The 24749-nt window shown below is 40.6% G+C and carries 25 protein-coding genes and 1 pseudogene; 11 read left to right on the top strand and 15 right to left on the bottom strand.

Features of this window, described 5'->3' with window-relative positions; genetic code table 11:
* Positions 1 to 53: 53 nt before the first annotated feature.
* From CSV74_RS06600 to CSV74_RS06585, 4 genes are read right to left on the bottom strand one after another with little or no spacing between them, the layout of a single operon-like run.
* On the bottom strand, positions 54 to 764 hold the full coding sequence (locus CSV74_RS06600; protein ID WP_099691058.1) for a hypothetical protein: 711 nt from the start codon (positions 762 to 764) through the stop codon (positions 54 to 56).
* Positions 761 to 1510 carry a hypothetical protein gene (locus CSV74_RS06595; protein WP_099691057.1) on the bottom strand — a complete coding sequence of 250 codons (750 nt, stop codon included), beginning with the start codon at positions 1508 to 1510 and terminating at the stop codon, positions 761 to 763. Before CSV74_RS06595 ends, CSV74_RS06600 begins: the two co-directional genes overlap by 4 nt.
* On the bottom strand, positions 1482 to 2390 hold the full coding sequence (locus CSV74_RS06590; RefSeq protein ID WP_233190814.1) for an ATP-binding cassette domain-containing protein: 909 nt from the start codon (positions 2388 to 2390) through the stop codon (positions 1482 to 1484). The genes CSV74_RS06595 and CSV74_RS06590 overlap by 29 nt, the downstream gene beginning before the upstream one ends.
* Positions 2390 to 2752, bottom strand: coding sequence for a GntR family transcriptional regulator (locus CSV74_RS06585; protein WP_233190828.1), 363 nt, complete (start codon positions 2750 to 2752; stop codon positions 2390 to 2392). Before CSV74_RS06585 ends, CSV74_RS06590 begins: the two co-directional genes overlap by 1 nt.
* A 180-nt stretch (positions 2753 to 2932) precedes the next feature.
* On the opposite strand from CSV74_RS06585, the gene CSV74_RS06580 reads away from it, so the two are divergent.
* A complete protein-coding gene (locus CSV74_RS06580) occupies positions 2933 to 3265 on the top strand; it encodes a DUF5658 family protein (protein ID WP_099691055.1) in 333 nt (110 codons plus the stop codon).
* Positions 3266 to 3351: 86 nt separating this feature from the next.
* The gene (locus tag CSV74_RS06575; protein ID WP_369823698.1) at positions 3352 to 4005 is read left to right on the top strand and encodes an MOSC domain-containing protein; all 654 of its coding nucleotides are present in this window, start codon (positions 3352 to 3354) and stop codon (positions 4003 to 4005) included.
* Positions 4006 to 4057: 52 nt separating this feature from the next.
* Here the strand turns inward: CSV74_RS06575 and CSV74_RS06570 are convergent, their stop codons facing one another.
* On the bottom strand, positions 4058 to 5104 hold the full coding sequence (locus CSV74_RS06570; RefSeq protein WP_099691053.1) for an NAD(P)/FAD-dependent oxidoreductase: 1047 nt from the start codon (positions 5102 to 5104) through the stop codon (positions 4058 to 4060).
* 122 nt (positions 5105 to 5226) lie between these two features.
* Here CSV74_RS06570 and CSV74_RS06565 point away from each other — a divergent pair, with 122 nt between their 5' ends.
* From CSV74_RS06565 to CSV74_RS06550, 4 genes are all read left to right on the top strand, one after another.
* Complete coding sequence (locus CSV74_RS06565; RefSeq protein ID WP_099691052.1) at positions 5227 to 6021, top strand: ABC transporter ATP-binding protein; 795 nt, start codon at positions 5227 to 5229, stop codon at positions 6019 to 6021.
* Between the two features lie 3 nt (positions 6022 to 6024).
* Complete coding sequence (locus CSV74_RS06560) at positions 6025 to 6957, top strand: iron-hydroxamate ABC transporter substrate-binding protein (RefSeq protein WP_099691051.1); 933 nt, start codon at positions 6025 to 6027, stop codon at positions 6955 to 6957.
* A 70-nt stretch (positions 6958 to 7027) separates the two neighbouring features.
* On the top strand, positions 7028 to 8035 hold the full coding sequence (locus tag CSV74_RS06555) for a FecCD family ABC transporter permease (RefSeq protein ID WP_099691050.1): 1008 nt from the start codon (positions 7028 to 7030) through the stop codon (positions 8033 to 8035).
* On the top strand, positions 8032 to 9039 hold the full coding sequence (locus tag CSV74_RS06550) for a FecCD family ABC transporter permease (RefSeq protein ID WP_099691049.1): 1008 nt from the start codon (positions 8032 to 8034) through the stop codon (positions 9037 to 9039). The genes CSV74_RS06555 and CSV74_RS06550 overlap by 4 nt, the downstream gene beginning before the upstream one ends.
* Before the next feature lie 85 nt (positions 9040 to 9124).
* Here the strand turns inward: CSV74_RS06550 and CSV74_RS06545 are convergent, their stop codons facing one another.
* The 7 genes and pseudogenes from CSV74_RS06545 to CSV74_RS06510 all read right to left on the bottom strand — a co-directional run bounded on the left by CSV74_RS06545 (position 9125) and on the right by CSV74_RS06510 (position 16046).
* The gene (locus CSV74_RS06545) at positions 9125 to 10594 is read right to left on the bottom strand and encodes a sodium:solute symporter family protein (protein ID WP_099670686.1); all 1470 of its coding nucleotides are present in this window, start codon (positions 10592 to 10594) and stop codon (positions 9125 to 9127) included.
* Positions 10595 to 10641: 47 nt separating this feature from the next.
* Positions 10642 to 12291, bottom strand: coding sequence for an amidohydrolase (locus CSV74_RS06540; protein WP_099691048.1), 1650 nt, complete (start codon positions 12289 to 12291; stop codon positions 10642 to 10644).
* A 350-nt stretch (positions 12292 to 12641) separates the two neighbouring features.
* Positions 12642 to 13046 (bottom strand): annotated as a pseudogene (locus tag CSV74_RS16890) (UTRA domain-containing protein).
* A gap of 58 nt (positions 13047 to 13104) precedes the next feature.
* Positions 13105 to 13230: a GntR family transcriptional regulator gene (locus CSV74_RS17125; protein WP_369823693.1), complete on the bottom strand. Its 126-nt coding sequence runs from the start codon at positions 13228 to 13230 to the stop codon at positions 13105 to 13107.
* Between the two features lie 450 nt (positions 13231 to 13680).
* Positions 13681 to 14613 (bottom strand): 3-hydroxyacyl-CoA dehydrogenase family protein, encoded by a 933-nt coding sequence (locus CSV74_RS06520; protein ID WP_099691044.1) that lies wholly within the window; start codon positions 14611 to 14613, stop codon positions 13681 to 13683.
* 71 nt (positions 14614 to 14684) lie between these two features.
* Entirely contained in the window at positions 14685 to 15335 is a 651-nt protein-coding gene (locus tag CSV74_RS06515; RefSeq protein WP_099691043.1) for a 3-oxoacid CoA-transferase subunit B, read from the bottom strand.
* Positions 15336 to 15350: 15 nt separating this feature from the next.
* Positions 15351 to 16046, bottom strand: a complete 696-nt coding sequence (locus CSV74_RS06510; protein ID WP_099691042.1) for a CoA transferase subunit A — start codon at positions 16044 to 16046, stop codon at positions 15351 to 15353.
* Positions 16047 to 16161: 115 nt separating this feature from the next.
* On the opposite strand from CSV74_RS06510, the gene CSV74_RS06505 reads away from it, so the two are divergent.
* The gene (locus CSV74_RS06505; protein ID WP_099691137.1) at positions 16162 to 17028 is read left to right on the top strand and encodes a LysR family transcriptional regulator; all 867 of its coding nucleotides are present in this window, start codon (positions 16162 to 16164) and stop codon (positions 17026 to 17028) included.
* 172 nt (positions 17029 to 17200) lie between these two features.
* On the opposite strand, the gene CSV74_RS06500 is transcribed toward CSV74_RS06505, so the two are convergent.
* Together CSV74_RS06500 and CSV74_RS06495 are read right to left on the bottom strand one after the other, a co-directional pair.
* Complete coding sequence (locus CSV74_RS06500) at positions 17201 to 18757, bottom strand: ABC-F family ATP-binding cassette domain-containing protein (RefSeq protein ID WP_029054311.1); 1557 nt, start codon at positions 18755 to 18757, stop codon at positions 17201 to 17203.
* A 285-nt stretch (positions 18758 to 19042) separates the two neighbouring features.
* A complete protein-coding gene (locus tag CSV74_RS06495; protein WP_099691041.1) occupies positions 19043 to 20524 on the bottom strand; it encodes a BCCT family transporter in 1482 nt (493 codons plus the stop codon).
* Positions 20525 to 21034: 510 nt separating this feature from the next.
* Between CSV74_RS06495 and CSV74_RS06490 the strand changes: the two genes are divergently transcribed.
* Positions 21035 to 22168 carry an amidohydrolase gene (locus CSV74_RS06490; protein ID WP_099691040.1) on the top strand — a complete coding sequence of 378 codons (1134 nt, stop codon included), beginning with the start codon at positions 21035 to 21037 and terminating at the stop codon, positions 22166 to 22168.
* The gene (locus CSV74_RS06485) at positions 22165 to 22926 is read left to right on the top strand and encodes a purine nucleoside phosphorylase YfiH/LACC1 family protein (RefSeq protein WP_099691039.1); all 762 of its coding nucleotides are present in this window, start codon (positions 22165 to 22167) and stop codon (positions 22924 to 22926) included. Before CSV74_RS06490 ends, CSV74_RS06485 begins: the two co-directional genes overlap by 4 nt.
* A 139-nt stretch (positions 22927 to 23065) precedes the next feature.
* Here CSV74_RS06485 and CSV74_RS06480 read toward each other — a convergent pair whose 3' ends face one another.
* Positions 23066 to 23413 carry a DUF378 domain-containing protein gene (locus CSV74_RS06480; protein WP_099691038.1) on the bottom strand — a complete coding sequence of 116 codons (348 nt, stop codon included), beginning with the start codon at positions 23411 to 23413 and terminating at the stop codon, positions 23066 to 23068.
* Between the two features lie 170 nt (positions 23414 to 23583).
* Between CSV74_RS06480 and CSV74_RS06475 the strand changes: the two genes are divergently transcribed.
* Both CSV74_RS06475 and CSV74_RS16610 read left to right on the top strand, forming a co-directional pair.
* A complete protein-coding gene (locus tag CSV74_RS06475; RefSeq protein ID WP_099691037.1) occupies positions 23584 to 24501 on the top strand; it encodes a patatin-like phospholipase family protein in 918 nt (305 codons plus the stop codon).
* Between the two features lie 75 nt (positions 24502 to 24576).
* Positions 24577 to 24732, top strand: coding sequence for a hypothetical protein (locus CSV74_RS16610; protein ID WP_155979523.1), 156 nt, complete (start codon positions 24577 to 24579; stop codon positions 24730 to 24732).
* The last annotated feature ends 17 nt before the right edge of the window (positions 24733 to 24749 follow it).

Here is a 24749-nt window from a genome sequence, read left to right as displayed (position 1 = left end):
GACTGAAGCTGAAATGCCACAAACAATGCGGCGTTTTACGCTTCAGTCTTTTTCTATTTAATCACATCTATATAAGTTCCATATTCATTTTCTAGCTCTGGAAGTTTCAGCACAATTGATTCGGGTACGATCAAGTGAATCGTCATAGCTCTTGACACCGAACCTGAAGAATAACCATACGTTTTTTCCCCAGTGAACTGATTCAATATATTCGAATCATGATAAAACGTATACTGTATATTATTAAGTGGTTGTTTAGGTACAGTCATTAAATTACTTTCCCAAATCGGCAATGCACTTTCAAGCCGGTCTGTAACGTCATAATACACATCATTTTCCTCCCCTATATTCGCCGTCAGTTCAGGGGTGTAGACGGTTTCTGTAATGGTATGGCTGTTGTCAGGTGTACGTTCGATTAAAAGATAAGCATTTGTGAAAGAGGGTATCACTAGTTCACCTTTTACTTTATGCGACCGCTTCGCCAAAACAAATTTTTCAGGAATCGGTGTCCCTTCTATTATTGCTGCCGGCAAATCAAACTCCACGTCCTCTACGTTTACTTTTGGGGGATTTTGATGTTCTACCTTACGTTCCATGACTTCCGCCACGACAAGACCAAGCAGCAGCAACAGAAGATAACCAAAAATGAAATTGCGATGAAACTTTTTCTTCAATCGCGTGCGCTTCATATTTTTCGTGAATATCACAATTAAAACTAGACCAAGCAGCAGCAACACAGGTATCAAAACCATAAAAATCATCATGGATTTCTCACCTCCAAACGGTTTGTCACAAAGAAGCTGATACCAAACAGTACGGAAACCGACACTACTACTTTCAAAATAAATAACAGAATCGATGTCTCTCCGTAGTAAAAGTACAATAAGCTTTCACCTTCGCCAACTGACAAGTTGATACCGAACGTGAAATACATAAACCAGATCAATCCAAACAAGACGATAAACAACTTGCTGAATTGTATTAAGGTTCCAAGTAAATACCCGATCATCATGAGCAACAATGTGTACGCTGTCATCACTAGAATCCGTGAGAAGAAATCAAGCGGCGATGTCAGTAGACCTGTCGTTTCTATGATGATATTGTCGCCGAACAGCGCGACAATTTTCATGACCGACCCGAGTAGCACTGTTGTTACACCGCCGAGTAATGCCGCAGTACAAATGAAATAGAAGTTCGCGAGCTGAAAGGTTAGACGATTCGTCACGAATGAAAAAGATTCATTGCGTTGGGCAGCCGATGTCAACAGGAATCCTACAATAAGAGCCCAGAATAATGTCAATCCTACCTGTGCGTCATTCGATATGGACGTAAAGTTAAAAGTTATACCCTCTCCCCAATCGTTCATGAAAGTAGATCCAGCGCCACTTATGAAAATAGTTCCAATGATCTGCAATACAATCAGTGTCGTAAATACGGCTCCGTTGGTACTCAATTTAAATAAATACTGACGCTTTGCCAGTTCATTCACGCTCCATTGCGTTGTAAACATCGTCTACCCCTCCTGTCGTCTGGCCTGTCATTGCCAAATAGGCTTCGCTTGCAGATAGTGCTGATACGCGGATACCAGCCTGCTTCAGCTCATCCACTTCAGCCTCCGTATGCTCATTGTCAACAATCCATTCTGTCATCGGACCCGCATTCGATCGATGAACGACCCCATATCGAATCGCATGAGATTTAAGCACACTCTCTTTAGCTTGAAGTGACAGGAACTTTTCCTGCAGTTCCGTAATCGGACCATGAAATGCAATGCTTTTACCGTCGATCACCAGAATATCCTCCAGCAAGTCCTCCATCTCTTCCATATGGTGACTCGATAAAAGAATAGTTCGTGGATGTGCTAGATAATCTTTCAGCAGCGCCCTGTAAAAATCTCTTCGCGCTCCAGCATCCATTCCCGTAATCGGCTCATCATACATTGTTAGTGGACAACGTGTAGCAATGCCGACAACAGCATTGAATGTACTGCGTTTGCCTTTTGACAGGACACGATGGTTCAACGTCAGCGGTAATTTGAAGTACTCGAGTAGACGCATAGCCAGGTCCTGATCCCAATTTTCATAGAAGCGATCACATTCCATTAGTAAATCACCCAGTGTTAGCGCATCCGGAAAGCCCATCATATCGTCTATGAAAATCATGTTGGCAGAAACCTTAAGACTGTTGAAGGGACGCTCACCAAACACACGAAGCTCTCCATCTGACTCTTTTATGAATCCTGCAACCATCTTCATAAGTGTCGTTTTCCCCACACCATTACGTCCTACCAATCCCGTAATGACATTCTCACGGATTTCTAAATTTAACTGATTCAGTACTGTAATAGAACGATAGCTTTTCGTCACGTTTTTCAAAGTAATTGCTGGCATTATGACCTCTCCTTTCGCTCTGCCCGAATTAATTCAATGAGTTGTTCCTCTTGCAGGCCAAGCAATGCAGCTTCATCAAGTAGCTCATGCACGAGACGACTTAATCTGCCGCTTTTCCGTTTCGTCAGCAGTTTCTCACGTGCATCAGCAGATACAAACGTGCCAAGGCCCCGTTTCTTGTAAATAAGTTCCGCATCAAGCAAAATCGTCAGCCCCTTCCCCGCAGTCGCAGGATTAATATTGAAAAGATCTGCCAGTTGATACTGTGAGTACACTTTATCGTCCGCTTGTAACGTACCGTCAATAATTTCCGTCTCTAACCATTCTGCAATTTGTATATAAATTGGCTTTTCTCCATCCATTTCAAGCAAGAACTTCACCACCTCAAGGTTACCTAGTACATTACTGTTGTAATGTACTATACGCATTTTTATAGTATAATGCAAATAAATAAAAATATAAATATTGTTGTGAAACAATGTATAAAATAGTCACTTACTACTCATCCTAGGTAACTACACTGTATCTAAGGAGCGAATAAAATGAATACAGTAAAGGACTTTCCTATTCAGCAAAACAGATTATTAAATGCGGGCTTTCTATTAGCTTGCTTATGTTTATTAGATGCCGTTTTTACGGATTATGGTTTACGGCTTGGTCTTATAGAAGAAGCCAATCTACTAGTAGCGTTTTTATATGAACAAAGTATTCCTTTGTTCTATGTAGTGAAACTAGGATTACCTTTGATACTTTTGTATATCGTGACAGTAAGTTCTTCAGGGATTGTCGTACGTATCGCTTTGACTACTGCATTATTCATTTATATCGCAGTACTGTGCATGCATATCTTCTGGTTGATCATGGTCGCAATCTAATATGTGCTTTAATTACCTCTTCTATATTACGTGTTTATCGTATACTAAATGTATAAGTACACGGAAAGAAGGGGGTATTATTGAAGATTGAACCATCACTACGAACACTTTCTATTGGGGTGCCGCGCATATTACAATCTGCTAATGGCGGAGAATTTTCTAGCGCTATTTGTAAACAGACTGCAAAAGAAGCATTTCTTTCTGTAGATGGTTTTCAAGGGGATGGAATTGCAGACACGAAGCACCATGGCGGTCCCGATCGAGCGGTCTGTATCTATCCAAGTGAACACTATGATCTCTGGGAAATGGAATTCTCCTGCATGTTGCCCACTTCTACATTCGGAGAAAATCTGACAGTAGACGGGATGCTCGAGAAAGATATATGTATTGGAGATATGTTTGCAGTTGGAGATGCAGTGATTCAAGTCACACAAGGTCGAGTACCTTGCAGCACCATTAGTAAGCGCACTGGGTTGCCTGGTCTGATGAAGGGAATGGTCAACACCGGATTCACAGGATACCTATGCCGTGTTATTAAAGAAGGAATTGTTCGTTCGAACTCTCCGATTACTTTGCTTCAACAAGACCCAAACCACGTTTCCATTCTTTATGCAAATGAAGTGTATTTTCAGCGCTCTAAAGATTTAGAAGGATTGAAACGGATTTTGGAAGTCGATGCACTGGCTGAAGAATGGAAATATATGCTAACAAAACAGCTAGATAAGCTCGAGAATATCTAAAAAAGGAACTAACCTACGATAATAAAAATCGTCGGTCAGTTCCTTTTTTTGTTTATATAAGCTGTTTCACTAATTCTCGATTTCGTTCCTTGAAGAGTTCATTATGGGAAGATACCATGCCATTTTCATTTGCTTCGGGATCAATATAGATTTTGGCGCAGTTTACTGCGTTCGCTGCATCCTGAAATGCCCCTGCAATTAAATGCAACTTGCCTTTGTGGCTCAGTACATCCCCTGCCGCATACATTCCCTCTATGGACGTAGCACTCGTGCAAGTACCTGCAATCTGTTTATGTTCCGTTAGTTCAACACCAAGTTGCTGATCGCCAATTAACGAAGTATCGCGCGCGTAACCGTGATTAATGATCACTTCATCCACAGCTATCGTGGTAACTTTTTCTTCTTCATTGTGTCGCAGCTCCACCCTCTCAATTGAGCTATGATCTTCAGACGCAATGAATCGAGATATATTTGTATTAAAGTGACAGACCACACCGCTCTCCAAAAGTTGCCGCACTTGCGCTTCATGGCCGTTCAAATTCTCTTTGCGATATGTTAGGTATACTTTCTTAGCAATCGGTTGCAGTTCATTCGCCCAGTCAATCGCTGCGTTGCCACCGCCTGAAATCAGGACGGTCTTCCCTTTGAAGCGTCCTAAAGATTTTACCGTATAGTTTAAATTCGACACTTCAAATCGTTCTGCGCCTTCCACCTCAATCTTCTGTGGATTCAAAATACCCGTACCTGTCGCAATTATTACGGTTTTACTATAATGAACAGTACCCGAGGAGCCATGTAATGCAAAATGCTTGTCTTCTGTCTTTTCGATCTTCACAATTTTTTCATTGAGTACGACTTCTGGGTCAAATGTTAATCCCTGAGCCACAATCCGTTCAATTACCTGAGCTCCTGGTGCCGGGGTCATACCGCCAATATCCCAAATCATTTTCTCTGGGTAGACATGGATCTTTCCGCCAAGCTGCTGCTGATATTCAATGATTTTCGTCTTCATTTCACGCAATCCACTATAAAATGCAGCATATAACCCTGCAGGTCCGCCGCCGATAATCGTTACGTCTAGTAGCTGATCTTGTCTCATTCCATCTTCTCCCTTTAAAATAATTATTGACATCGCTTGCATTTCAATTTATAGTTCTCATTGTAACGACATTGATAATCATTATCAATGATTACTTAGTAGGAAAGGTTTGATTTCACGAAATGGTTCGCTTGTATACAGATAATCTACAAGTTTCATACGATGATCGCCTGATTGTTAAAGGATTATCGGTTCAAATACCTGACAAGAAAGTGACTGCCATCATCGGAGCAAATGGATGTGGCAAATCAACCTTTCTAAAAGCCGTTACACGCTTAATTCCTCATCAATCAGGAGACGTCATATTAGATGGTGGGAATATCGTGAAACAAAGGACGAAACAGCTCGCACAAAAGATGGCTATTCTTCCTCAGACACAAGAAGCCGCCAGTGGTTTAACGGTTGGTGAATTGGTATCCTACGGTAGATTTCCTTACCAGAATGCAATGGGGCGTTTGACACCGCGTGATATGGACGTCATCAACTGGGCACTCGAAGTCACCAATACGACTGATTTCAAATACCGTCAAGTCGATGCATTATCCGGTGGTCAACGGCAGCGCGTTTGGATTGCGATGGCACTTGCTCAGGAAACAGATATAATTTTCCTAGATGAGCCGACTACTTATTTGGATATGGCACACCAGTTGGAAGTACTAGAGCTGTTGCAAAGGCTTAATGAAGAGCAGCAACGCACCATTGTCATGGTACTTCATGACCTAAATCAGGCAGCACGTTTTGCCGATTTCATCATTGCCATGAAAGATGGAGAAATTGTACGTGCGGGTATGTGCGAAAAAGTAGTACGACCCGACATACTGCGAGAAGTATTTCGAATTGACGCGGAAATCGGAACGGATCCAAGAACGGGCAAACCGTTATGCATCACATATGATCTACTAAAAGGAGACGAATAACTGTTGAAGAAAATTCTATTACCTGCCCTTTTGCTTATCGTACTTGCGTTAGCAGCTTGCGGCAATAAACAGGAAGAACCTGCGAAAGAAGATACACCTGCAAAAGAACAAGGAACAAGCGGCACGATTATTTATGAATCTGAAGAAGGTCCAGTGGAGGTTCCTGCAGATCCACAGCGTGTTGTGGTATTATCAAGTTTTGCTGGTACTGTACATCAATTTGGCGTGAATTTGGTAGGAGCAGAATCTTGGTCAAAGGATAATCCAAGCTTTGATTCATTTCTGAAAGATGTAGAAGAAGTTTCAGACGAAAATATCGAAAAAATCATTGAACTGGAGCCCGATTTAATTATTGGACTGAACACGATTAAGAACATTGATAAATTAAAAGAAATTGCACCTACTGTTACGTATACATACGGAAAAGTGGATTATTTAACACAACAAATCGAAATCGGTAAGTTATTGAATAAGGAAAAAGAAGCAACTGAATGGGTAGATGCATTTAAGGCACGTGCGAAGCAGGCAGGAGAAGATATTAAAGCCAAAATCGGAGAAGATACGACAGTTTCCGTCATCGAAGAGTTTGACAAACAAATTTATGTCTTCGGCGATAACTGGGGTAGAGGAACTGAAATCCTATACCAGGAAATGAAATTGGCTATGCCTGAAAAGGTCAAGGAAATGACCGAGAAAGAAGGATATTACGCCCTATCTGCAGAAGTCTTGCCTGAATTTGCCGGGGATTATGTCATCTTGAGTAAAAGTGATACAGGAGATAATTCATTCCTGGAAACAGAAACATACAAGAATATTCCTGCCGTCAAAAATGATCAAGTCTATCAGGTAAACACAGCAGAATTCTCTTTCAACGATGCTTACACACTTGATAACCAACTTGATTTCTTCATCAAAAGCTTTTTAGGAACTAAGTAATAAAACAAGATGGGGCTCTTCTTCATTGAAGACCCCTTTTTTTATGACAAGAAAGGAGCGGATGAATAGAATGGAAAAACCCGTTGGAAAAGCTATACCGTTTAGTTTTAAATTATTTGCTAGCACGATCCTTTTAATAATCAGTTTCCTATTTGCTATGAAGCTTGGTGCCGCTCACACTTCATGGCAAGATGTTTTACTTTCATTCACATCAAACCAAGAAGACAACATTCAGATTCTAAAAGAAATACGCTTTCCGCGTGAAGTAGGTGCCGTGTTTGTGGGTGCCGCTTTGGCCGTTTCAGGGGCTATCATGCAGGGCATGACGCGAAATCCTTTGGCCGATCCGGGATTGCTTGGACTGACTGCCGGGGCAAATGCCGCATTAGCTATTGCACTTGCCTTCATTCCAACTATTAACTATTTCGGTATCATGACAGCTTGCTTCATTGGATCGGCTGTTGGTGCGCTGATCGTCTTCGGTATTGCTTCCGCGAAGCGAGGCGGCTTTGCACCCATTCGACTGGTATTGGCAGGCGCAGCCGTCTCCACATTTTTATTCGCCATCGCACAAGGGGTTGGTTTGTATTTTAAGATTTCAAAAGATGTGGCAATGTGGACAGCCGGCGGATTGATTGGCACCTCATGGGGACAGCTTCAGACTATTGCGCCAGTCATTATCATAGGTATCTTCGTCGCACTCGTACTTTCACGCCAGTTGACATTATTGAGCTTGAATGAAGAAGTAGCGATTGGACTTGGACAAAATACATTGAAAATAAAAGTCATGTTGTTTATTGTTATTATTTTATTAGCAGGAGCTGCTGTGGCATTAGCGGGTAACCTAGCATTTGTCGGATTAATGATTCCACATATTGTTCGTGCAATCGTCGGAACAGATTACCGATTCATCATTCCCATTTCCGCTCTTTTAGGTGCAACTTTTATGTTGCTAGCGGATACGGTTGGACGAATGCTACAAGCACCGTTTGAAACGCCTGTTGCTGCATTGATTGCCATCATTGGCTTACCGTTCTTTCTTTTGATCGTACGCAAGGGAGGTCGAGCATTCTCATGATACATCCACGTATACGAAGAAAACAAAGAATTCTCGGAATATGTTTAGTTGTTTTAATTCTCTTCATAACTATTATCGCGCTTGGTTTAGGAGCTGCTTCTATTGAATGGAACCGGCTAGTCCCTACTTTCCTTGGCCAAGGCACTTTTAAAGAAGAGTTTGTACTGTTTTCTATTCGCCTTCCTAGAATCATCATTACGTTGCTGGCTGGTGCTGCACTTGCCTTGTCTGGTGCTATTTTACAAGGTATCACGCGAAACGATCTTGCAGATCCGGGCATCATAGGTATTAACTCGGGCGCTGGAGTCGCTATTGCGGTATTTTTCTTGTTTGTACCGATTGAGGCTGGCGCATTCGCTTACTTATTGCCGTTAGTAGGATTTTTGGGAGCCATCATCACCTCCGTTTTAATTTATCTATTTGCTTACAGTAGAAAAAACGGACTACAGCCTATGCGCCTTGTACTAGTGGGTATTGGATTCTCGATGGCTCTTTCAGGTGTAATGGTCGTATTGACTTCTTCTGCCAAGCAAGAGAAAGTGGATTTTATTTCAAGATGGATAGCCGGGAATATTTGGGGAACTGATTGGCCTTATATTTGGGCACTTGCCCCTTGGTTGCTCATATTAATTCCTTTCGCTTTATTTAAAGCACACCGACTGGACATGCTCGGGTTGAATGAAGCTGTTGCGACGGGTATCGGCGTGTCGATCGAACGAGAGCGTGCAATATTATTGCTAGCCGCCGTAGCTCTAGCTGCTTCCGCTGTGTCGGTTACAGGTGGCATAGCGTTCATCGGGCTGATGGCTCCTCATATCGCCAAGTCCCTAATCGGCCCACGCCATCAAATGAATTTACCTATTGCTATTTTGCTAGGCAGCTTTCTTCTATTGCTAGCAGATACAATTGGTCGAAATATTTTGGAGCCAAGTGATATTCCAGCAGGTATTATCGTTTCGTTGATAGGCGCACCGTACTTTTGCTATTTACTAATTAAAAAATAAAAATGCCAGAACTACCCGCTTTGGGTGTTCTGGCATTTTCCCTTCATAATCCTCATTTGTACACATTCACAATAACTCTTTACCGTTATTTGTTTAAAACACTATCCAACTCTGAATTTTCATCGCCTATAATCCTTCTAGAAGCGGAAGGGAGGTCCTCCCAATACACTGCTCTTATAGTTTCATCAGACGAATGTTTAGTCATTAAACTTACAATAATTAACACTATCAAAGAAGCTGATAGTCCAGGCACTACTTGATCAAGACCCGTATTGAAAAAAGGCCAGATTGCAGTGACTAAACCAGCTATTATCATACTGGTAACAACCCCCCGAGCAGTCGTCTTTCTCCAGAAAATTACTGCCAAGAATGGAAAGACAATTGTTGTAGCTGAAATTCTTAATGCCCACTGGTATACACTAATAATATCTGTCATGAAATAAGATACAATCAATGCCATAACAGCTATTATTACCACACTGAAACGAGCCACAAACATCATCTGTTTACCAGATGCCTTTGGATTGATTATACGGAAGTATAAATCTTGCGAAATATTAGAGCTACCTTGAAGAATGAAGGAATCGGCTCCAGTCATCAACGCAGCTAGCAATCCGACAATAACGATACCGCCAATCGCCGGATGTAACAAATCTACTGTTACGTAAGAAAATATTAAATCTGGATGGAGGTCTGCCGGTACGAATTGGCGGGCCGTTACCCCAATTGCAAAGGGTAGTATACTAATAATAGCCGTTATAACATAGCCAGTTATTCCTGCCCGTATCGCAACTTCTTCACTTTTCGAAGCAAAAATTCTTTGCCAAGTCGATTGCCAAATTAAGTAGAATGGAGCTACTGTAAGTGCAAACATTAATACCTCTCCAACACCATGTGGACCCGCGGGAGATAAATACATCATTGGTGTTTGAGCTATCACGTTTGAAATACCATCGCCAAACTTAAGTGCTGTAAACGCTAATATAAATAGACCAATTACTAAAATAAAGCTTTGCAATGCATCTGTAACGATAGCAGCAACTAGTCCTCCGAGAATAGTGAAGCCAAGTATCAATGTAAACGACAGAAAAATTCCTACTTTGACATCAATATTAAAAACTATACTAAAAACTGTACTCATACCAACAATTTGAAGCGCAGTCGCAGGAACTGAGTATATAAAAGCGGATAGTATTGAAGGAATAACCCCTGTTTTGGAATTAAACCTTTCTCCAAATAAATCGGCCATTGTATACAATCTCTGTCTTCTAAGCGGTTTACTGAAAACATAAATGAGTAATATACTTGTTAAATAAGCAGGCAAAGCAAACTTAAAGTAACCAGACATGCCAACTGTAAAGCCCATACCAACCCAACCAATAAAGACTGCTGCACCCACATTCGTACTGATCGTTGTACCTACTATACTCCAAAAGCTCATATTCCAACCTGCTATTAGGTAGGAATCAGCATCTTTTACCTTAGTAAAATAATAAACACCAATAGCAAACATTACTACAAAATAAATCGATGAATAAGTTACATACCAAGCCATTTACATTCCCCCAATTATGTGTGTGTTCTCTATAGATGTGAGTTGTTTCATGAACTCTTATAAACTAATTCACCATCTATGATAGTCATTTCTACTTGAATGTCCTTTATTTTAATTGGATCAATGGTTATTGGATTTTCTTCTAATACTACGAAATCGGCGGCTTTGCCTACCTCAATACTCCCTACCTCATCTTCTTCAAAGTTTAGCTCTGCACCATAAATTGTCATAGACTTCAATGCAGTCTCTACATCTATCTTCTGATCTTCACCTAACACTTCCCCATCTCGCGTAATCCGATTGACAGCTGCCCATATTGAGAAAAGTGGAGAAATCGGTGTAATTGGACAATCAGAATGAAGTGTATATAACATATCAAGGTCATCAGCCTCCCGTAGCGCATTCATTCGCTTAGCTCGGTCTGGACCGAGGAAGATATCACGGTGACGATCACCCCAGTAGTAAATATGATTTATGAAGAATGAGGCCGCGATATCTAGCGATTTCATCTTTTTTAGATCATCCTCTGTAGCTGTTTGAACATGTTCAATCCGATGACGATGATCACGCTCTCCCCCTGATTTGATAGCGCTTTCATACGCCTCAATAACAGAATTTATTGCATAGTCTCCATTGCCATGCGTAGCAATCCTAAATCCTCTTTGATGAAAGTCCATTACATAATTATTTAATTGCTCTTGCGTGTAGATTAAATCACCATACAGTTTAGGATTGCAGTAATATGGCTCTCGCAATGCCCCTGTTAACCCTTGGATTGATCCATCTTGAAATAGCTTTGCACTATCTAGCTTTGCTCGACCATTTGTCTTTTCTTGTATTTCCGCATCAAGTTCCGCAGCACTATACTCACTGAAGACCCCACCTTTTTCTAACAGATAACTCAATATCATTAGACGCATTTTCATAGGATTAGCCTTTTTTTGAACAGCAAGTATATGCGCATCGTATTCTCGCTTGAGTAAATGTAAACCTACACCCGCATCTGTATTCGTTGTAATACCTTGCGCAAGATAATCGACAGCTCCACGTCTTATTAGTTCAACAATTTCTTCAGTACTAGGAACAGGGACTGCGTCAAATACTATATCCATTGCTCCTGGTTCATAAAGTACTCCTGTAAGTTCACCATTCTGATCTTTTCCAAAATAACCACCATTAGGTTTAGGCGTATCTTTATCTACTCCAGCAATCTCTAAGGCAACCGAATTAGCTACAGCCAGGTGACCCGAAATGTGTCGAATGAAAATTGGATGATCTGTGCTAATTGCGTCTAGGTCCTTTCTGGTTGGATGACGTTTTTCATCAAGCATTGTATCGTCATATCCATATCCTAGAATCCACTCTCCTTTTTCTTTAGCTGAGGACTCTTTGGCTATGTTCGTTTGTAAATCCTTTATGTTTTTATGTAAAGGAGATGTGCAGTTTACTTGGGCTTTATTCTGAGAGTACATCAGCAAATGATTATGAGTATCTACAAACCCAGGCATAATTGTTTTTCCATTCAAGTCTATTTCCACTGTTTTTTCAGATCGTGTTATTTGTTTTTCAGGTGGTCTTTCCGTATTCCATACTCCTGTTATACGCCCCTTATAACTAGTTAGCGAATGCCCCTCAGTGTTGACTTTATCCAGTGTTAAAACTGTGCCATTATAAATAATCAAGTCTGCTTTTATCATATTGTCCTCATTCCAATCTATATGAGTTTAGTAAATTTTGATTTAAATACGAATGTCTTACGTCTTTCCGAGATGAAATAACCGTAATTCTTAACTCATCATGTTGTCCGTACCAGTTAAGATTGTTTATATACTAGCACATGTAAAGTTGTATGTATACAATATATTCAGACTAGTCGGATTTATTTAAATTTAACTGTCATAGCTTCCCTATCTCTTTTTTTCTTGACCTTTACTGTCTATATAAAAAAATCTTCTCTGTAAACATCTATTACAAATGTTTACGGATAAGATATTAAAAATTGCACTATAAGATTAAATCACCTAAAGATTAAAAACATGAAATATACTCACTTTTCTCTTGATAGCTTGATATGAAAAGAATACATATTGGCTTTACAATTCGCCATATAGTTTTCAATCAAAGCACCCTTTGTATCTGTCAAAAATCTCTCCGTCTGTAGGGTGTTATCTGATTGGTTAATCCCTAATAGTTCTGCGCCTTCACTATTCAAAGTGTTACTCGTTATAGTTTGTTCGGCATCTGACAATTGAATATGTAGTTTATTTTCAAGGAGGTCATAGAGTGCTTCTGTAGCAATATCCAGCTATGACAATTTCATTCCAATGTCTACAGGATAATAGTGAGTTTCAATAGCTAGCGGTGTTTCATCAGCGTATCTATGCCTCTTAATTACATACATCTCGCCATCATCTGTAAAACCCTGGACAGGAGTAGGTGTTTTGACAATCATGTGTTCAATCAATGTCGCCCCTGGTTTCATACCCATGTCACTGATGGTTTCAGTCATACTACTTAAGGTTCCTAACCAACATGTATTGGCTTAATAGAATGAACGTACCTTTACCGTGTCTCTTTTCCAGTATACCTTCTCGAACTAGTTGAGCTACAGCTTCCCTTACTGTAGCTCGACTCACTTCATGCTGCTCTGTTAACTCCCTTTCACCAGGAATCTTCTTTTCATAAAAACCTTACTCGATAGAGTTCTTGATTATATCTTTAAGTTGAACATGCAGTGGTAAGGGACTGTTAGGATTTAACTTCACAATGCACTATCCTTTCTCATTAGTTTAGAAGCCAACTATTATTTCAATGATTTGTCCGTAATTCAGTATATTCTATGGAACAATTTGTTAGTGTGCAACCATTTGATTATTACCTATATTTTCAAATTCGTGATTTTTCATACAAGCATGCAATGAACAAATTGAAGAAATTAACTGATAATATTCTCCATTAAATATTTATAAATATTAAAATTACTACTAATAAGATTGACCTATTATACTGAATTAATATTTGATATTAGACGAACTATTAGAAGAGAAAGGCCAGAACATCCCTCTAGGGTGTTCTGGCCTTTCTCTTCATAACCCTCTATCTTGCTTCATATAACGGATCAGCTCTTTTTCTCGTGCAGTATTTATCTCCTCAGTAAATGTAGAATTCCACTCATAATACCCTTTACCTGTTTTACTGCCGAGTTCTCCCGCGTCCAATAATTCCTGCATACTTGTTGCGGATTGTTTTGCATTCGATAAGTCCTTATATAGATAATTCGATATGTCTGTGTATACATCCAAACCACCCATATCTGCTGATAGGAAAGGACCGGTGACAGGTAATCTTCTACCGATACTATAAAGCACCGCAGCATCTATATCTTCTTTCGTCGCGATTCCTTCTTGTAGAATATGCTGTGCTTCACGCAATAAAGCGAATTGCAAACGATTTCCTACGAAGCCGGGTGCTTCCTTTTTCACTTCGATTGGCTTCTTATTTAGCTCATTCAGTAGTGCTATGGAACGTTCAACTGTTTCATCATTCGTTCTGGCTCCTCTAACTACTTCGACTAATGGAATTAAGTGCGCCGGATGCCAAAAGTGTGTGATGACTGTGCGTTCAGGGTGTATTGTTTGATCCGCGATATCTGTCGGACTGATTGCCGAAGTATTACTTGCCAGAATGACGGACGGATCACAAAGCTGATCCAGTTGCTTGAAGATTTGTTGCTTCAACTCTAGACGTTCAGGCACCGCTTCGATAATGAACGTCGCATCTTTCACAGCTTCTTCTATTGTAGTTACTGTAGTTACTCTCTCTTTCACTAATTCCACTTCTTCAAACGCCAATAACTCATTATCCGTTAGCACTTTCAACTTACTTGCGATGCTTGCCTGAGCGCACTCGAGTTCTTCAGCGGCTATGCCATGCATCGTCACATCGTATCCAGCCCATGCAACACTCAGTGCAATGGAATGACCCATTGTACCGCATCCTATGATCGCTATTCTTTCCATAAACCTACCTCCAAGTCTGTAATGTGAACGCAAAAGACGATACCTACAATAGAGGGTATCGTCAAAATGTATTATCTAATTATGAAGTCTGGTGAAACCGTAAACGTTGCTTCTGTCTTACCTTTTACTTCGTCTATTGTAATACCAGCAGATGTTTCAACGAGCACCATGCCGTCTTCCGTGAAATCAAATACAGCCAAGTCTGTGATGAGTCGATCTACAACACCAAGACCCGTTAACGGCAACGCACAGGTTTTCTTAACTTTCGATTCACCGTGTTTATTGACATGATCCATGATCACTACGACACGTTTTGCACCGACAACTAAGTCCATTGCGCCGCCCATTCCTTTAACGACTTTTCCTGGAATCATCCAGTTAGCCAAGTCTCCGCTCTCCGAAACTTCCATGCCGCCAAGAATCGCCAAGTCGATATGTCCACCCCGAATCATCGCAAACGATTCCGCGCTATCAAAAAAGGATGAACCAGGGACTGTCGTAATCGTTTCTTTTCCAGCATTAATCAAATCTGCATCCTCTTGCCCTTCTATGGGGTAAGGACCGATACCTAGCAAGCCGTTCTCCGACTGCAATAAAACCGTCATTCCATCTGGTATTTCATTGGCGACAAGTGTTGGCATACCGATCCCAAGGTTAACATTCATGCCGTCCTGAATTTCTTCGACCGCCCGTTTTACGATTGAATTTCGTGTTTCTGTCATGTTCATCTCTCCTTTTTACGCTTTTCTCACTGTTAAGCGCTCAATACGTTTTTCATAATCCGTTCCAAGTAAGACTCGCTGTACATAAATACCCGGTGTATCAATTTCTTCTGGAGTAAGTTCGCCAGCTTCTACGATTTCTTCCACTTCCGCAATCGTTATTTTTCCTGCCATCGCAGCAAGTGGATTAAAGTTCATTGCCGTCTTGCGGTACACTAAGTTTCCAAGGGTATCGGCCTTCCAAGCTTTCACAAGCGCAAAGTCTCCGACGATCCCTTCTTCAAGCAGATACGTCTTACCGTTAAACTCTTTCGTTTCTTTACCTTCTGCAATGGGCGTACCTACTCCTGTTGCTGTGTAGAATCCAGGAATTCCTGCACCCCCCGCTCTAATCCTCTCGGCAAGTGTTCCCTGCGGACTCAGTTCCACTTCTAACTCCCCGTTAAGGAACTGCTTTTCAAAAGTCTTGTTTTCTCCAACATACGAAGCAATCATCTTTTTAATCTGTTTATTCACTAGCAACCTCCCAAGACCTGCATCATCTACTCCACAGTTATTACTAGCTACAGTTAAATCTTTCACGCCACGATCCTGTAACGCCTCAATGGATTTTTCCGGAATACCGCATAATCCGAAGCCTCCTACAATTAACGTAGCACCGTCTTGAATATCTGAAACCGCTTCCATGAATGAATTCATTACTTTACTCATACTGTAACCTCCTCCGACTCTTTAATAATAGTGTACAGATTTCTGACTTATATGTAAAATGAATATTGTGAATGAATTTTATTCTTAATATGCATAAATGAAAGGTTGGATGATCATCGAACTCAAAGACTTTCGAGCTTTTATACACGTAGCAGACCATTTAAGCTTTACAAAAGCCGCTGAATATTCATATATTTCACAGCCCTCTTTAAGTAAATCAGTGAAAAAACTTGAGGAAGAACTCAATGTCGTACTTTTCAACCGTTCTACACGCAGCCTTCGATTGACGGATGCGGGAGACATTGTATATGAGCAAGCACAGCAAATTCTACAATTACTTGGAGAGCTTCCTGTCTTACTCGAAGACCTTGCCGAGGGCGTGTCGGGAGAAATTAAGATCGGCATGCCACCTTTGATTGGCACACTGTTCTTTCCACAGATCGCTAAAAACCTTTCAAAGAATTATCCCCATATTAAAATCGAGTTGCACGAACTGGGTGCTAAAGTAGTAGAAGAGCTTGTAGATAAAGGTCAGATTGATGCTGGTATTATTGTGTTGCCGACCAATCAAGACATTTTCCAGGTTCATCCTTTTATTTCAGATGAATTCTTTCTGTTCGTCCATATTGATCATCCATTTGCAAAACGAGATGCTGTCGCAATATCGGAGTTAAAAAATGAACAACTCATCCTATTTTCTAAAAGCTTTGCCTTACATCGCTATATTATAGGTGCCTGTAAAGAGGCAGGGTTTAATCCGACTATATCGTATGAAAGCTCCCAATGGGATTTGATCATTGAACTGGTGGCAGCCAAACTAGGTATCACGCTTCTTCCTCAATCCATCTCAACGAAGTTTACAAATAAAAAAATAAAGATGATTCCCCTTCAAGAGCCGCCTTTACTATGGGAGCTTGGCATCGTCACTAAGAAGAACAGTTATCATTCATTTGCGTTAAAAAAGTTTATGCAATTATTTTGAGAACAATTGAATTGATTTCTACAAAGAAACGGATTGTACCAATGATCACAAGTACTGAATGAAACGCGCCTACACCCTATCATGTTGTCAGCACTTGGAGATGCGTAACTGAATAAAAAAATCCAACCGGCATCGGTTGGAGTTTTGTTTCACGTGGAACAGTATCGTTTGTTTAGAACATCTTCGTAGTCCACGTCTCACCATTCCAAATAGTAGATACTACATCTTCATAAAAGTCAGGCTCGTGTGAAATGAGTAAGATGCTTCCTTTATATTCTTTCAAAGCACGTTTCAGTTCTTCTTTTGCATCATAGTCCAAGTGGTTTGTGGGCTCATCCAATACTAGTAGATTTGTTTCGCTATTTACCAGCTTACAAAGACGTACCTTTGCACGCTCTCCCCCACTTAATACTTTTACTTTACTTTCAATATGTTTCGTAGTTAATCCAACACGCGCTAAAGCTGCACGTACTTCATATTGCGCAAAGTGTGGGAACTCACTCCAAATTTCTTCCAAACACGTATGCTCTGTGTCTGTTTTCATCTCCTGTTCAAAGTAACCAATTGATAGATGCTCACCTTGCTCCACTTTACCGGAAAGAGCGTTTATTTCCCCGAGAATACTTTTCAACAGTGTCGTTTTACCTATACCGTTTGCTCCAGCAAGAGCGATTTTCTGTCCACGTTCCATAGATAGATTTAAAGGCTTCGATAGCGGTTCATCGTATCCAATCACTAGATCTGTCGTTTCAAATAAATATTTCCCGGGTGTCCTTGCCATTTTGAAATCAAAATGTGGCTTTGGTTTTTCAGAATCTAACTCTATAACGTCCATCTTATCCAGCTTCTTCTGGCGGGACATTGCCATTCGACTGGTTGCTGCATTCGCCTTATTGCGAGCTACAAAATCCTTCAGATGCGAAATTTCTTTTTGTTGCTTTTTATAAGCAGCTTCGACTTGTTGCAATCTCATTTCACGCACACGCAAAAACTCGTCATAGTCGCCAGGATAACGATTGACCTGTTGATTTTCCATATGATAAATCAAGTTAATGACACTGTTCAAGAATGGAATATCATGCGATATCAAAATGAATGCCCCTGGATACTCTTGTAAGTACGTACGCAACCATTCAATATGCTCGACGTCCAAGTAGTTCGTTGGTTCATCAAGCAATAAGATATCGGGCTTTTCAAGCAGCAATTTAGCCAGTAATACTTTTGTACGCTGGCCACCACTCAAGTCATTTACGTCAGTATCCAAACCAAATTCATCGAGTCCAAGACCATTTGCAACTTCTTCTACTTTTGCGTCAATCATATAAAAATCACTCTGCTCTAGAGATTCTTGAATTTGTCCAGTATCTTCAAGCAAACTTTCCAGTTCATCCGGCTCCACTTCACCCATCTTCGCAAAGAGACTATTCATTTCAGTTTCCATATCGTATAAATATTGGAACGCTGTGCGCAATACATCACGGATGGACATCCCCTGCTTCAAAGCCGCATGTTGATCTAAGTATCCGATACGAACACGCTTTGACCACGTGACAGTTCCCGCATCCGGCTCCAGCTTATGCGTAATGATATTCATAAACGTAGATTTACCTTCTCCATTGGCACCTACTAATCCTATATGTTCACCTGCTAATAGACGAAATGACACATCTTCAAAAATTACACGGTCACCGAATCCATGGCTAATATTTTTTACTGTTAATAAACTCATATTGTACACCTATTCCTTTTCCATTGTTTCAATCCAACTTATCTACGTTATTTTAACATCCTATGCTTATAATTACTTAAGAAAAGAGAAAACAATATGTAGTTTAGAGCAACTGAAATTAGTTTTCGTTACTTCAAGAATATCTAGTTTATTTACTGATTATATTTCCTTTTATACACTTAAGAACTAACTACAAATTGTATGCAGTGAAACATCGCCCCTCTGCTTACCTGTCCTTTTCTTATAAAAAAGGAACATGCAAAATAATTCGCATGTTCCTTCCGTTTATTTCATTTTATATAGCTCTTCATTCATTGACTTAAACAACGCATACATCATCAGTAAGATGACGAACGAAAATGGCAAGGCCGCTATGATGATTGTATTTTGCAAGGCAAGAAGTCCACCTGCTGAAAGCAAAATCAAGGCAATTGTCGAAACAATGATACCCCAAACCACTTTTACGGAGTTTGGCGGCGTCAACGAACCATACGTTGACTGCATGCCCAACACGTAAGTCGCTGAGTCAGCCGACGTGATGAAGAACGATGTCACTAAAAGAATCGCGAACAATGATAGAACTAATGAAAATGGCATTGCGTGAAACATTTCGAATGCAACTACTTCAATATTTAAAGAAGCGAGATCTGCTGCTCCGTTATTCTGCATTTCGATTGCTGTAGTACCAAACGTTGAGAACCATAAGAACCCAAAGAATGAAGGTACAAGCAAAACGCCTGCCATAAATTCACGGATTGTACGCCCTTTAGAAACTCGTGCAATGAACATACTGACGAATGGTGACCAAGAGATCCACCAAGCCCAATAAAATATAGTCCATCCATCTAACCATCCACGATTTTCACCATTGAGTGGAGCCGTGCCCATACTCATATCGATGAGATTTGTAAAATAACCACCAACTGAATCCGTGAACATATTAAAGATCAATAAAGTAGGTCCAAGAATAAGAATTAATCCTAAAAGGGCTACTGCTAATATCAAATTGATATTGGACAGATAGCGAATCCCTCTACTTAATCCAGACCAGGCTGATCCAATAAATAGTACCGTTACGACCGTCACGATAATAATTTGCGATTGGATACCTATCGTAAAGCCAAACAAGTAATCCAATCCTGCGTTAATTTGAACAGCACCTAATCCTAGTGAAGTTGCCACACCGAAAGCAGTTGCAAAAACTGCGAGTACGTCAATTACTGTTCCTAAAGGACCTTTTACTTTTTCTCCGAAGATTGGCTTCAATGTTGTTGAGATTAGGCCTGGTTCGCCTTTTCTGAACTGGAAGTATGCCAATGCCAATGCGACCATTCCATACAAAGCCCAGATATGAAGACCGTAGTGTAGAAATGTTTTCCGCATAGATTCTTTAAAAGCAGCAGGTGTTAGCGGATCCTCTGTTGCTGGTACTGCGTAATGGGATAATGGTTCTGCGGCACCGTAGAAAACGAGTCCGATTCCCATCCCAGCCGAGAATAGCATCGCAATCCACGTAATCGTAGAGAATTGCGGACGATCTGTATCTTTTCCTAAACGGATTTTACCGTATGGACTGAATATCATAAAAATACTGAGCAACAGTAACGCTGTCATAATTAACATATAGTACCAACCGAATGTTGATGCTACAAAAGCTTTACCAGCTGAAGTGATTTCCTCGAAATGTACTGGATTTATTACTCCATATCCTACCGCAATTATTATTAAGACAATGGTAATATAAAAAACCTTTGATATTTTCTTCATAGTTCCCCCTTTAGAGATGAATTACACAAGCAGGTTTACACTATACTGTAAAAAAAACTAGAAATCAAATGAATACAAGCAATTTATTTGATTTAATTAGAACGTGATATAGCCTAAACCCTATTGTAGTAAGTTTTCTTCTACGTCTTAAACTATCTCATTTTATTTTCATCACTATATTTTACTAGTAGAAATAACCTGTAAAATTATTACTTTCCATAGGATGGGGTTCAAAGTCTTTTACATATTCAGCTAATCGAATAGGTGGCGTCGTGTGCGCTAACTGAACCCACAATACATCATCGATTGTTTTTTAGAATTCTTTATTAATATAAGTTTCATAAAAATTCTCCTTCCATTGATGGTGCGAGCTATTACTTTATTATGTTCAAATAACCGTTTTTGAAAAGTCAATTAATTCTTGACGAATAGTCACCTTCATTGCTGTATACTAGTCAATATGTTTTACTTTTAAGATCATCCACTTCATACAAACGGAGGTAATGCATAATGTCTGATCCACTAAACTATATAGAACTTCATAAAAAGGAAATCCTACAGACCTATCAAGACCTGCATGCTATTGCTGAACCTAGTTGGCAAGAGCAGCAGACTTCATGTTATTTACAGGATCAGCTTTCATCTGCCGGATTAAATATCACTACCTACAATGGGCATCACGGCTTCATCGCAGAAATTGCCGGTCGTACGAAGGGCGTCATTGCGTTGCGTGCGGATATGGATGCACTGGTACAGGAAGTCGATGGCGAAGTAATAGCTAACCACTCGTGCGGACATGACGCACACAGTACAATGGCGTTATATACCGCACTGGCTTTAAAGAACAGCGAAACAGATTTACATCATACAATCCGGTTCATTTTCCAACCTGCAGAAGAGTTGGCAGAAGGTGCGTTGCACATGATGAAAGAAGGCGTGCTTGAAGATGTTCTATTTCTAGGCGGCCTGCACGTACGTCCGCATACGGAAGTTCCGTTCGGTAAATCTGCCCCTGCAATTTTACATGGATCGTCTGCAACTATTATAGGCACGATTACAGGTACACCTGCGCATGCAGCGAGACCTGAAGAAGGTAATAACCCAATTGAAGCAGCGAGTTTCCTAATCCAGTCACTGCGTCAGATCCGCTTGCCAGGCAATAAAAAGTTTTCCATCAAAATTACAGAGCTACATGGTGGTGAAACAAGTAACTCCATCCCCGCCAGCGCTCGATTTACGCTCGACGTTCGCGCTGAAACGAATGAGACGATGGATGCTTTGCTGGCAAAAGCCTGCCACATTATACAGCACACTGCTGCACTGACAGAGACGAAGATTGCTTATGTAGAAGAAGGCTATTCACCTGCTGCTACGGAAAATGCCACAGCAATCCAACTGGCACAACAGGCGATCGGCTCAGTGTTAGGTGAAGAAAACATAGATGGACCATGTATTTCTCAAGGGGCGGAAGACTTTCATTTCTACACGTGGAAAACGCCTGAAATTCCTGCCACGATGATTGGACTCGGTTGTGATTTGAAACCAGGCTTGCATCATCCCCAGATGTCGTTCAATACCGATGCCTTAATTTACGGTGCACAAATTCTAACGCAACTATTGCTGAATGCGGATCGAGAGTTATGAAAACAACCATCCATCAAGACCATAACAATATCCTACTAGGTATGACTCTGAAAGATTGCAGTCAACCTGAGTGCAATAATACTGCTTTACATGCATGCGTTTCACCCGTTGACGTGATGAACAATCGCCGACAGTTGGCGAGTTTTTTGCAATGTAATTTGGAAGATTTCGTATTTGCCAATCAAACACATAGCGCAAACTTTCATAAAGTGACTGCACAAGAAAGAGGTAAAGGTGCATTGCGACAAGATACGGCAATTCCTGACACAGATGCACTATATACACTTGAATCAGATATCGTGCTGTGCAGTTTAACGGCGGACTGCGTTCCTATATTATTTTACAGTGAGGCTAGTCCATTGATTGGAGCCATTCATTCCGGTTGGCAAGGCACGGTGAAGGAAATCACACCAAAGCTGTTCCGCCACCTACAGCAATACGAGCACTGTGACCTGAGTCGTGTTCATGTCCAAATCGGTGCAGCACTCAGTCAAGAAATGTTTGAAGTCGATGAAGATGTCTATACGAAGTTTCACAACCTCGGCTATGCAGACGAATTCATATCCTATAATGCAGTAACACGAAAATATCATATTGATAACCAACTGACAGTGAAGAAACAATGCAAGTTGGCAGGAATTCCTGAAGCCAATATTACAATCGACCGTACATGTACATTCCTTAGCCCAGAAGGCTTTTCCTATCGCCAAGATAGACAAGCCGGTCGTCATGTTAGCTTTATCAGGAGGACAATCTAAATAGCGCAGTGAGGATCTCCTCACTGCGCTTTTCAGTTCAATTCTAGTTGATATCGCCTGACAGGTAATTCGGATAGGCGACTTTTTCTCACCACTACATCAAAAAGTGTTCCCGCTTTAACACGAGAACACTCTTTGATCATTCTTTAGGGTCCTTAAGTGATCGATCCACTTTTTTACGCTTCTTCATCATATCCAGTTCTTCCCCAAATTCTGTGTTGTAATTCACATTTCGAATTCGATCGAACTGCTTATGGGGCTCTACTTTTTCATCCTCGTCGACAATAATCTCTTCATTCGATTTAACTAAAAGTCCAATCGCTGCCAATCCGCTCAGTCCCACAATGGCATAGACAATCTTCGCAAGAATTGTGTCTTGTCCTCCAAATACGCTGGCAACCAAATCAAAGTTGAAAAAGCCGATCAATCCCCAGTTAAGAGCACCAATAATCACTAACGTCAGTGCAATCCGCATAAATACGCTCATGTTGCACACCTCCTCCAACAATCTATAATTGAATCCTGTACATGTTTGTATAGATTCCTTATTATAGTTCACCGAAAGAGAATTTTCATACATTTCCACATAAATATTGTTCTATTTCTGTTGCCAAGACCTTACAGTAGTAGACCAATAAAAATGAAAGCAGGGATACAGTGCGAATAAATGGCGTGTTTTCAGGCGGAGGTTTAAAAGGTTTTGCGCTAGTTGGAGCGGTGCAGGAGTTGGAAAAACAAGGTTATCAATTTGAAAACGTAGCTGGCACAAGTGCAGGAGCTATTGTTGCGAGTTTTTTGGCGGCCGGCTATACAGCCGATGAAATTGAAGTCATGTTGGCTGAAGAAGATTTTCAAGCTCTGCTGGATCCGCGAAAGACTCTATTGCCATTCCCTTTTATGAAATGGGTCTCGCTTTATTGGAGAATGGGTTTGTATCAAGGAAAGGCGTTGGAGGATTGGTTTTTTGAAAAGCTTGCGCGTAAAGGTTGTTATGCGTTTGGTGATCTTCCAAAAGGCTCGTTAAAATTGGTCGCATCTGACTTAACAAATGGCAAGATGATGGTACTTCCTGATGATTTACAGAAATACGGATATGATGCTGATCGATTTTCCATTGCAAAGGCACTGCGTATGAGTTGTGGTATCCCCTACTTTTTTGAACCTGTACGTCTCGATGCACCAAAAGGAACGATTGTCGTAGACGGCGGCGTATTAAGTAATTTCCCGATGTGGATTTTTGACGAAGATACATCGTCGCGTAAACTACCCGTAATTGGGATCAAATTGAGTCGCAATCAAGATGAAGTACCCGGCCGCACCATTCGAAATGCTATGCAATTATTCGAAGCGTTATTCTCTACTATGAAGAATGCGCATGATGAAAAATATATCTCAAAACGACATGTGCAAAACATAATCTTCATTCCCGTAGAAAATTATAGTGCGACACAATTTGATTTGAGTGAAGAGCAAATGGATGACTTGCTGTCTATCGGACGTAGTCGTACCCAGGAATTCTTGCTAACTTGGTCGCCAACGAAGTCTCAGTTAGTCAGCAACCCAAATGTAATGTAATTGAAATATTTGATTTCAATACAGTTTAAAACGCCATCTTAGGGGGTAAATTGACTTATAAGGAGGGTTGCAATCATGACCAACCAAAATGAAAGTTCTATTTTCATCCGAGAGCTTGAACTACTCAGTGATGAGTACCATACTGCGCCCGCCGATATCAAAACTTTTATCCTACAAGATATTCAGTTACTTGAGTCTGCGATTTCTCTTTTACAAAGTGACGTCCAGTAATGACTTATCATAAAGAG

Source organism: Sporosarcina sp. P19 (assembly GCF_002743165.1).
Lineage (GTDB): Bacteria > Bacillota > Bacilli > Bacillales_A > Planococcaceae > Sporosarcina > Sporosarcina ureae.
Note: the sequence above shows the minus strand (reverse complement) of the source record. Positions and strands in the feature narration are given on the sequence as shown.

Excerpts from the sequence above, each read along its gene's own strand:
- CSV74_RS06600 (WP_099691058.1), bottom strand. The coding sequence starts at position 764 with ATGATGATTTTTATGGTTTTGATACCTGTGTTGCTGCTGCTTGGTCTA.
- CSV74_RS06595 (WP_099691057.1), bottom strand. The coding sequence starts at position 1,510 with ATGTTTACAACGCAATGGAGCGTGAATGAACTGGCAAAGCGTCAGTAT.
- CSV74_RS06590 (WP_233190814.1), bottom strand. The coding sequence starts at position 2,390 with ATGCCAGCAATTACTTTGAAAAACGTGACGAAAAGCTATCGTTCTATT.
- CSV74_RS06585 (WP_233190828.1), bottom strand. The coding sequence starts at position 2,752 with ATGGATGGAGAAAAGCCAATTTATATACAAATTGCAGAATGGTTAGAG.
- CSV74_RS06580 (WP_099691055.1), top strand. The coding sequence starts at position 2,933 with ATGAATACAGTAAAGGACTTTCCTATTCAGCAAAACAGATTATTAAAT.
- CSV74_RS06570 (WP_099691053.1), bottom strand. The coding sequence starts at position 5,104 with ATGAGACAAGATCAGCTACTAGACGTAACGATTATCGGCGGCGGACCT.
- CSV74_RS06565 (WP_099691052.1), top strand. The coding sequence starts at position 5,227 with ATGGTTCGCTTGTATACAGATAATCTACAAGTTTCATACGATGATCGC.
- CSV74_RS06555 (WP_099691050.1), top strand. The coding sequence starts at position 7,028 with ATGGAAAAACCCGTTGGAAAAGCTATACCGTTTAGTTTTAAATTATTT.
- CSV74_RS06550 (WP_099691049.1), top strand. The coding sequence starts at position 8,032 with ATGATACATCCACGTATACGAAGAAAACAAAGAATTCTCGGAATATGT.
- CSV74_RS06545 (WP_099670686.1), bottom strand. The coding sequence starts at position 10,594 with ATGGCTTGGTATGTAACTTATTCATCGATTTATTTTGTAGTAATGTTT.
- CSV74_RS06540 (WP_099691048.1), bottom strand. The coding sequence starts at position 12,291 with ATGATAAAAGCAGACTTGATTATTTATAATGGCACAGTTTTAACACTG.
- CSV74_RS06520 (WP_099691044.1), bottom strand. The coding sequence starts at position 14,613 with ATGGAAAGAATAGCGATCATAGGATGCGGTACAATGGGTCATTCCATT.
- CSV74_RS06515 (WP_099691043.1), bottom strand. The coding sequence starts at position 15,335 with ATGACAGAAACACGAAATTCAATCGTAAAACGGGCGGTCGAAGAAATT.
- CSV74_RS06510 (WP_099691042.1), bottom strand. The coding sequence starts at position 16,046 with ATGAGTAAAGTAATGAATTCATTCATGGAAGCGGTTTCAGATATTCAA.
- CSV74_RS06500 (WP_029054311.1), bottom strand. The coding sequence starts at position 18,757 with ATGAGTTTATTAACAGTAAAAAATATTAGCCATGGATTCGGTGACCGT.
- CSV74_RS06495 (WP_099691041.1), bottom strand. The coding sequence starts at position 20,524 with ATGAAGAAAATATCAAAGGTTTTTTATATTACCATTGTCTTAATAATA.
- CSV74_RS06490 (WP_099691040.1), top strand. The coding sequence starts at position 21,035 with ATGTCTGATCCACTAAACTATATAGAACTTCATAAAAAGGAAATCCTA.
- CSV74_RS06485 (WP_099691039.1), top strand. The coding sequence starts at position 22,165 with ATGAAAACAACCATCCATCAAGACCATAACAATATCCTACTAGGTATG.
- CSV74_RS06480 (WP_099691038.1), bottom strand. The coding sequence starts at position 23,413 with ATGAGCGTATTTATGCGGATTGCACTGACGTTAGTGATTATTGGTGCT.
- CSV74_RS16610 (WP_155979523.1), top strand. The coding sequence starts at position 24,577 with ATGACCAACCAAAATGAAAGTTCTATTTTCATCCGAGAGCTTGAACTA.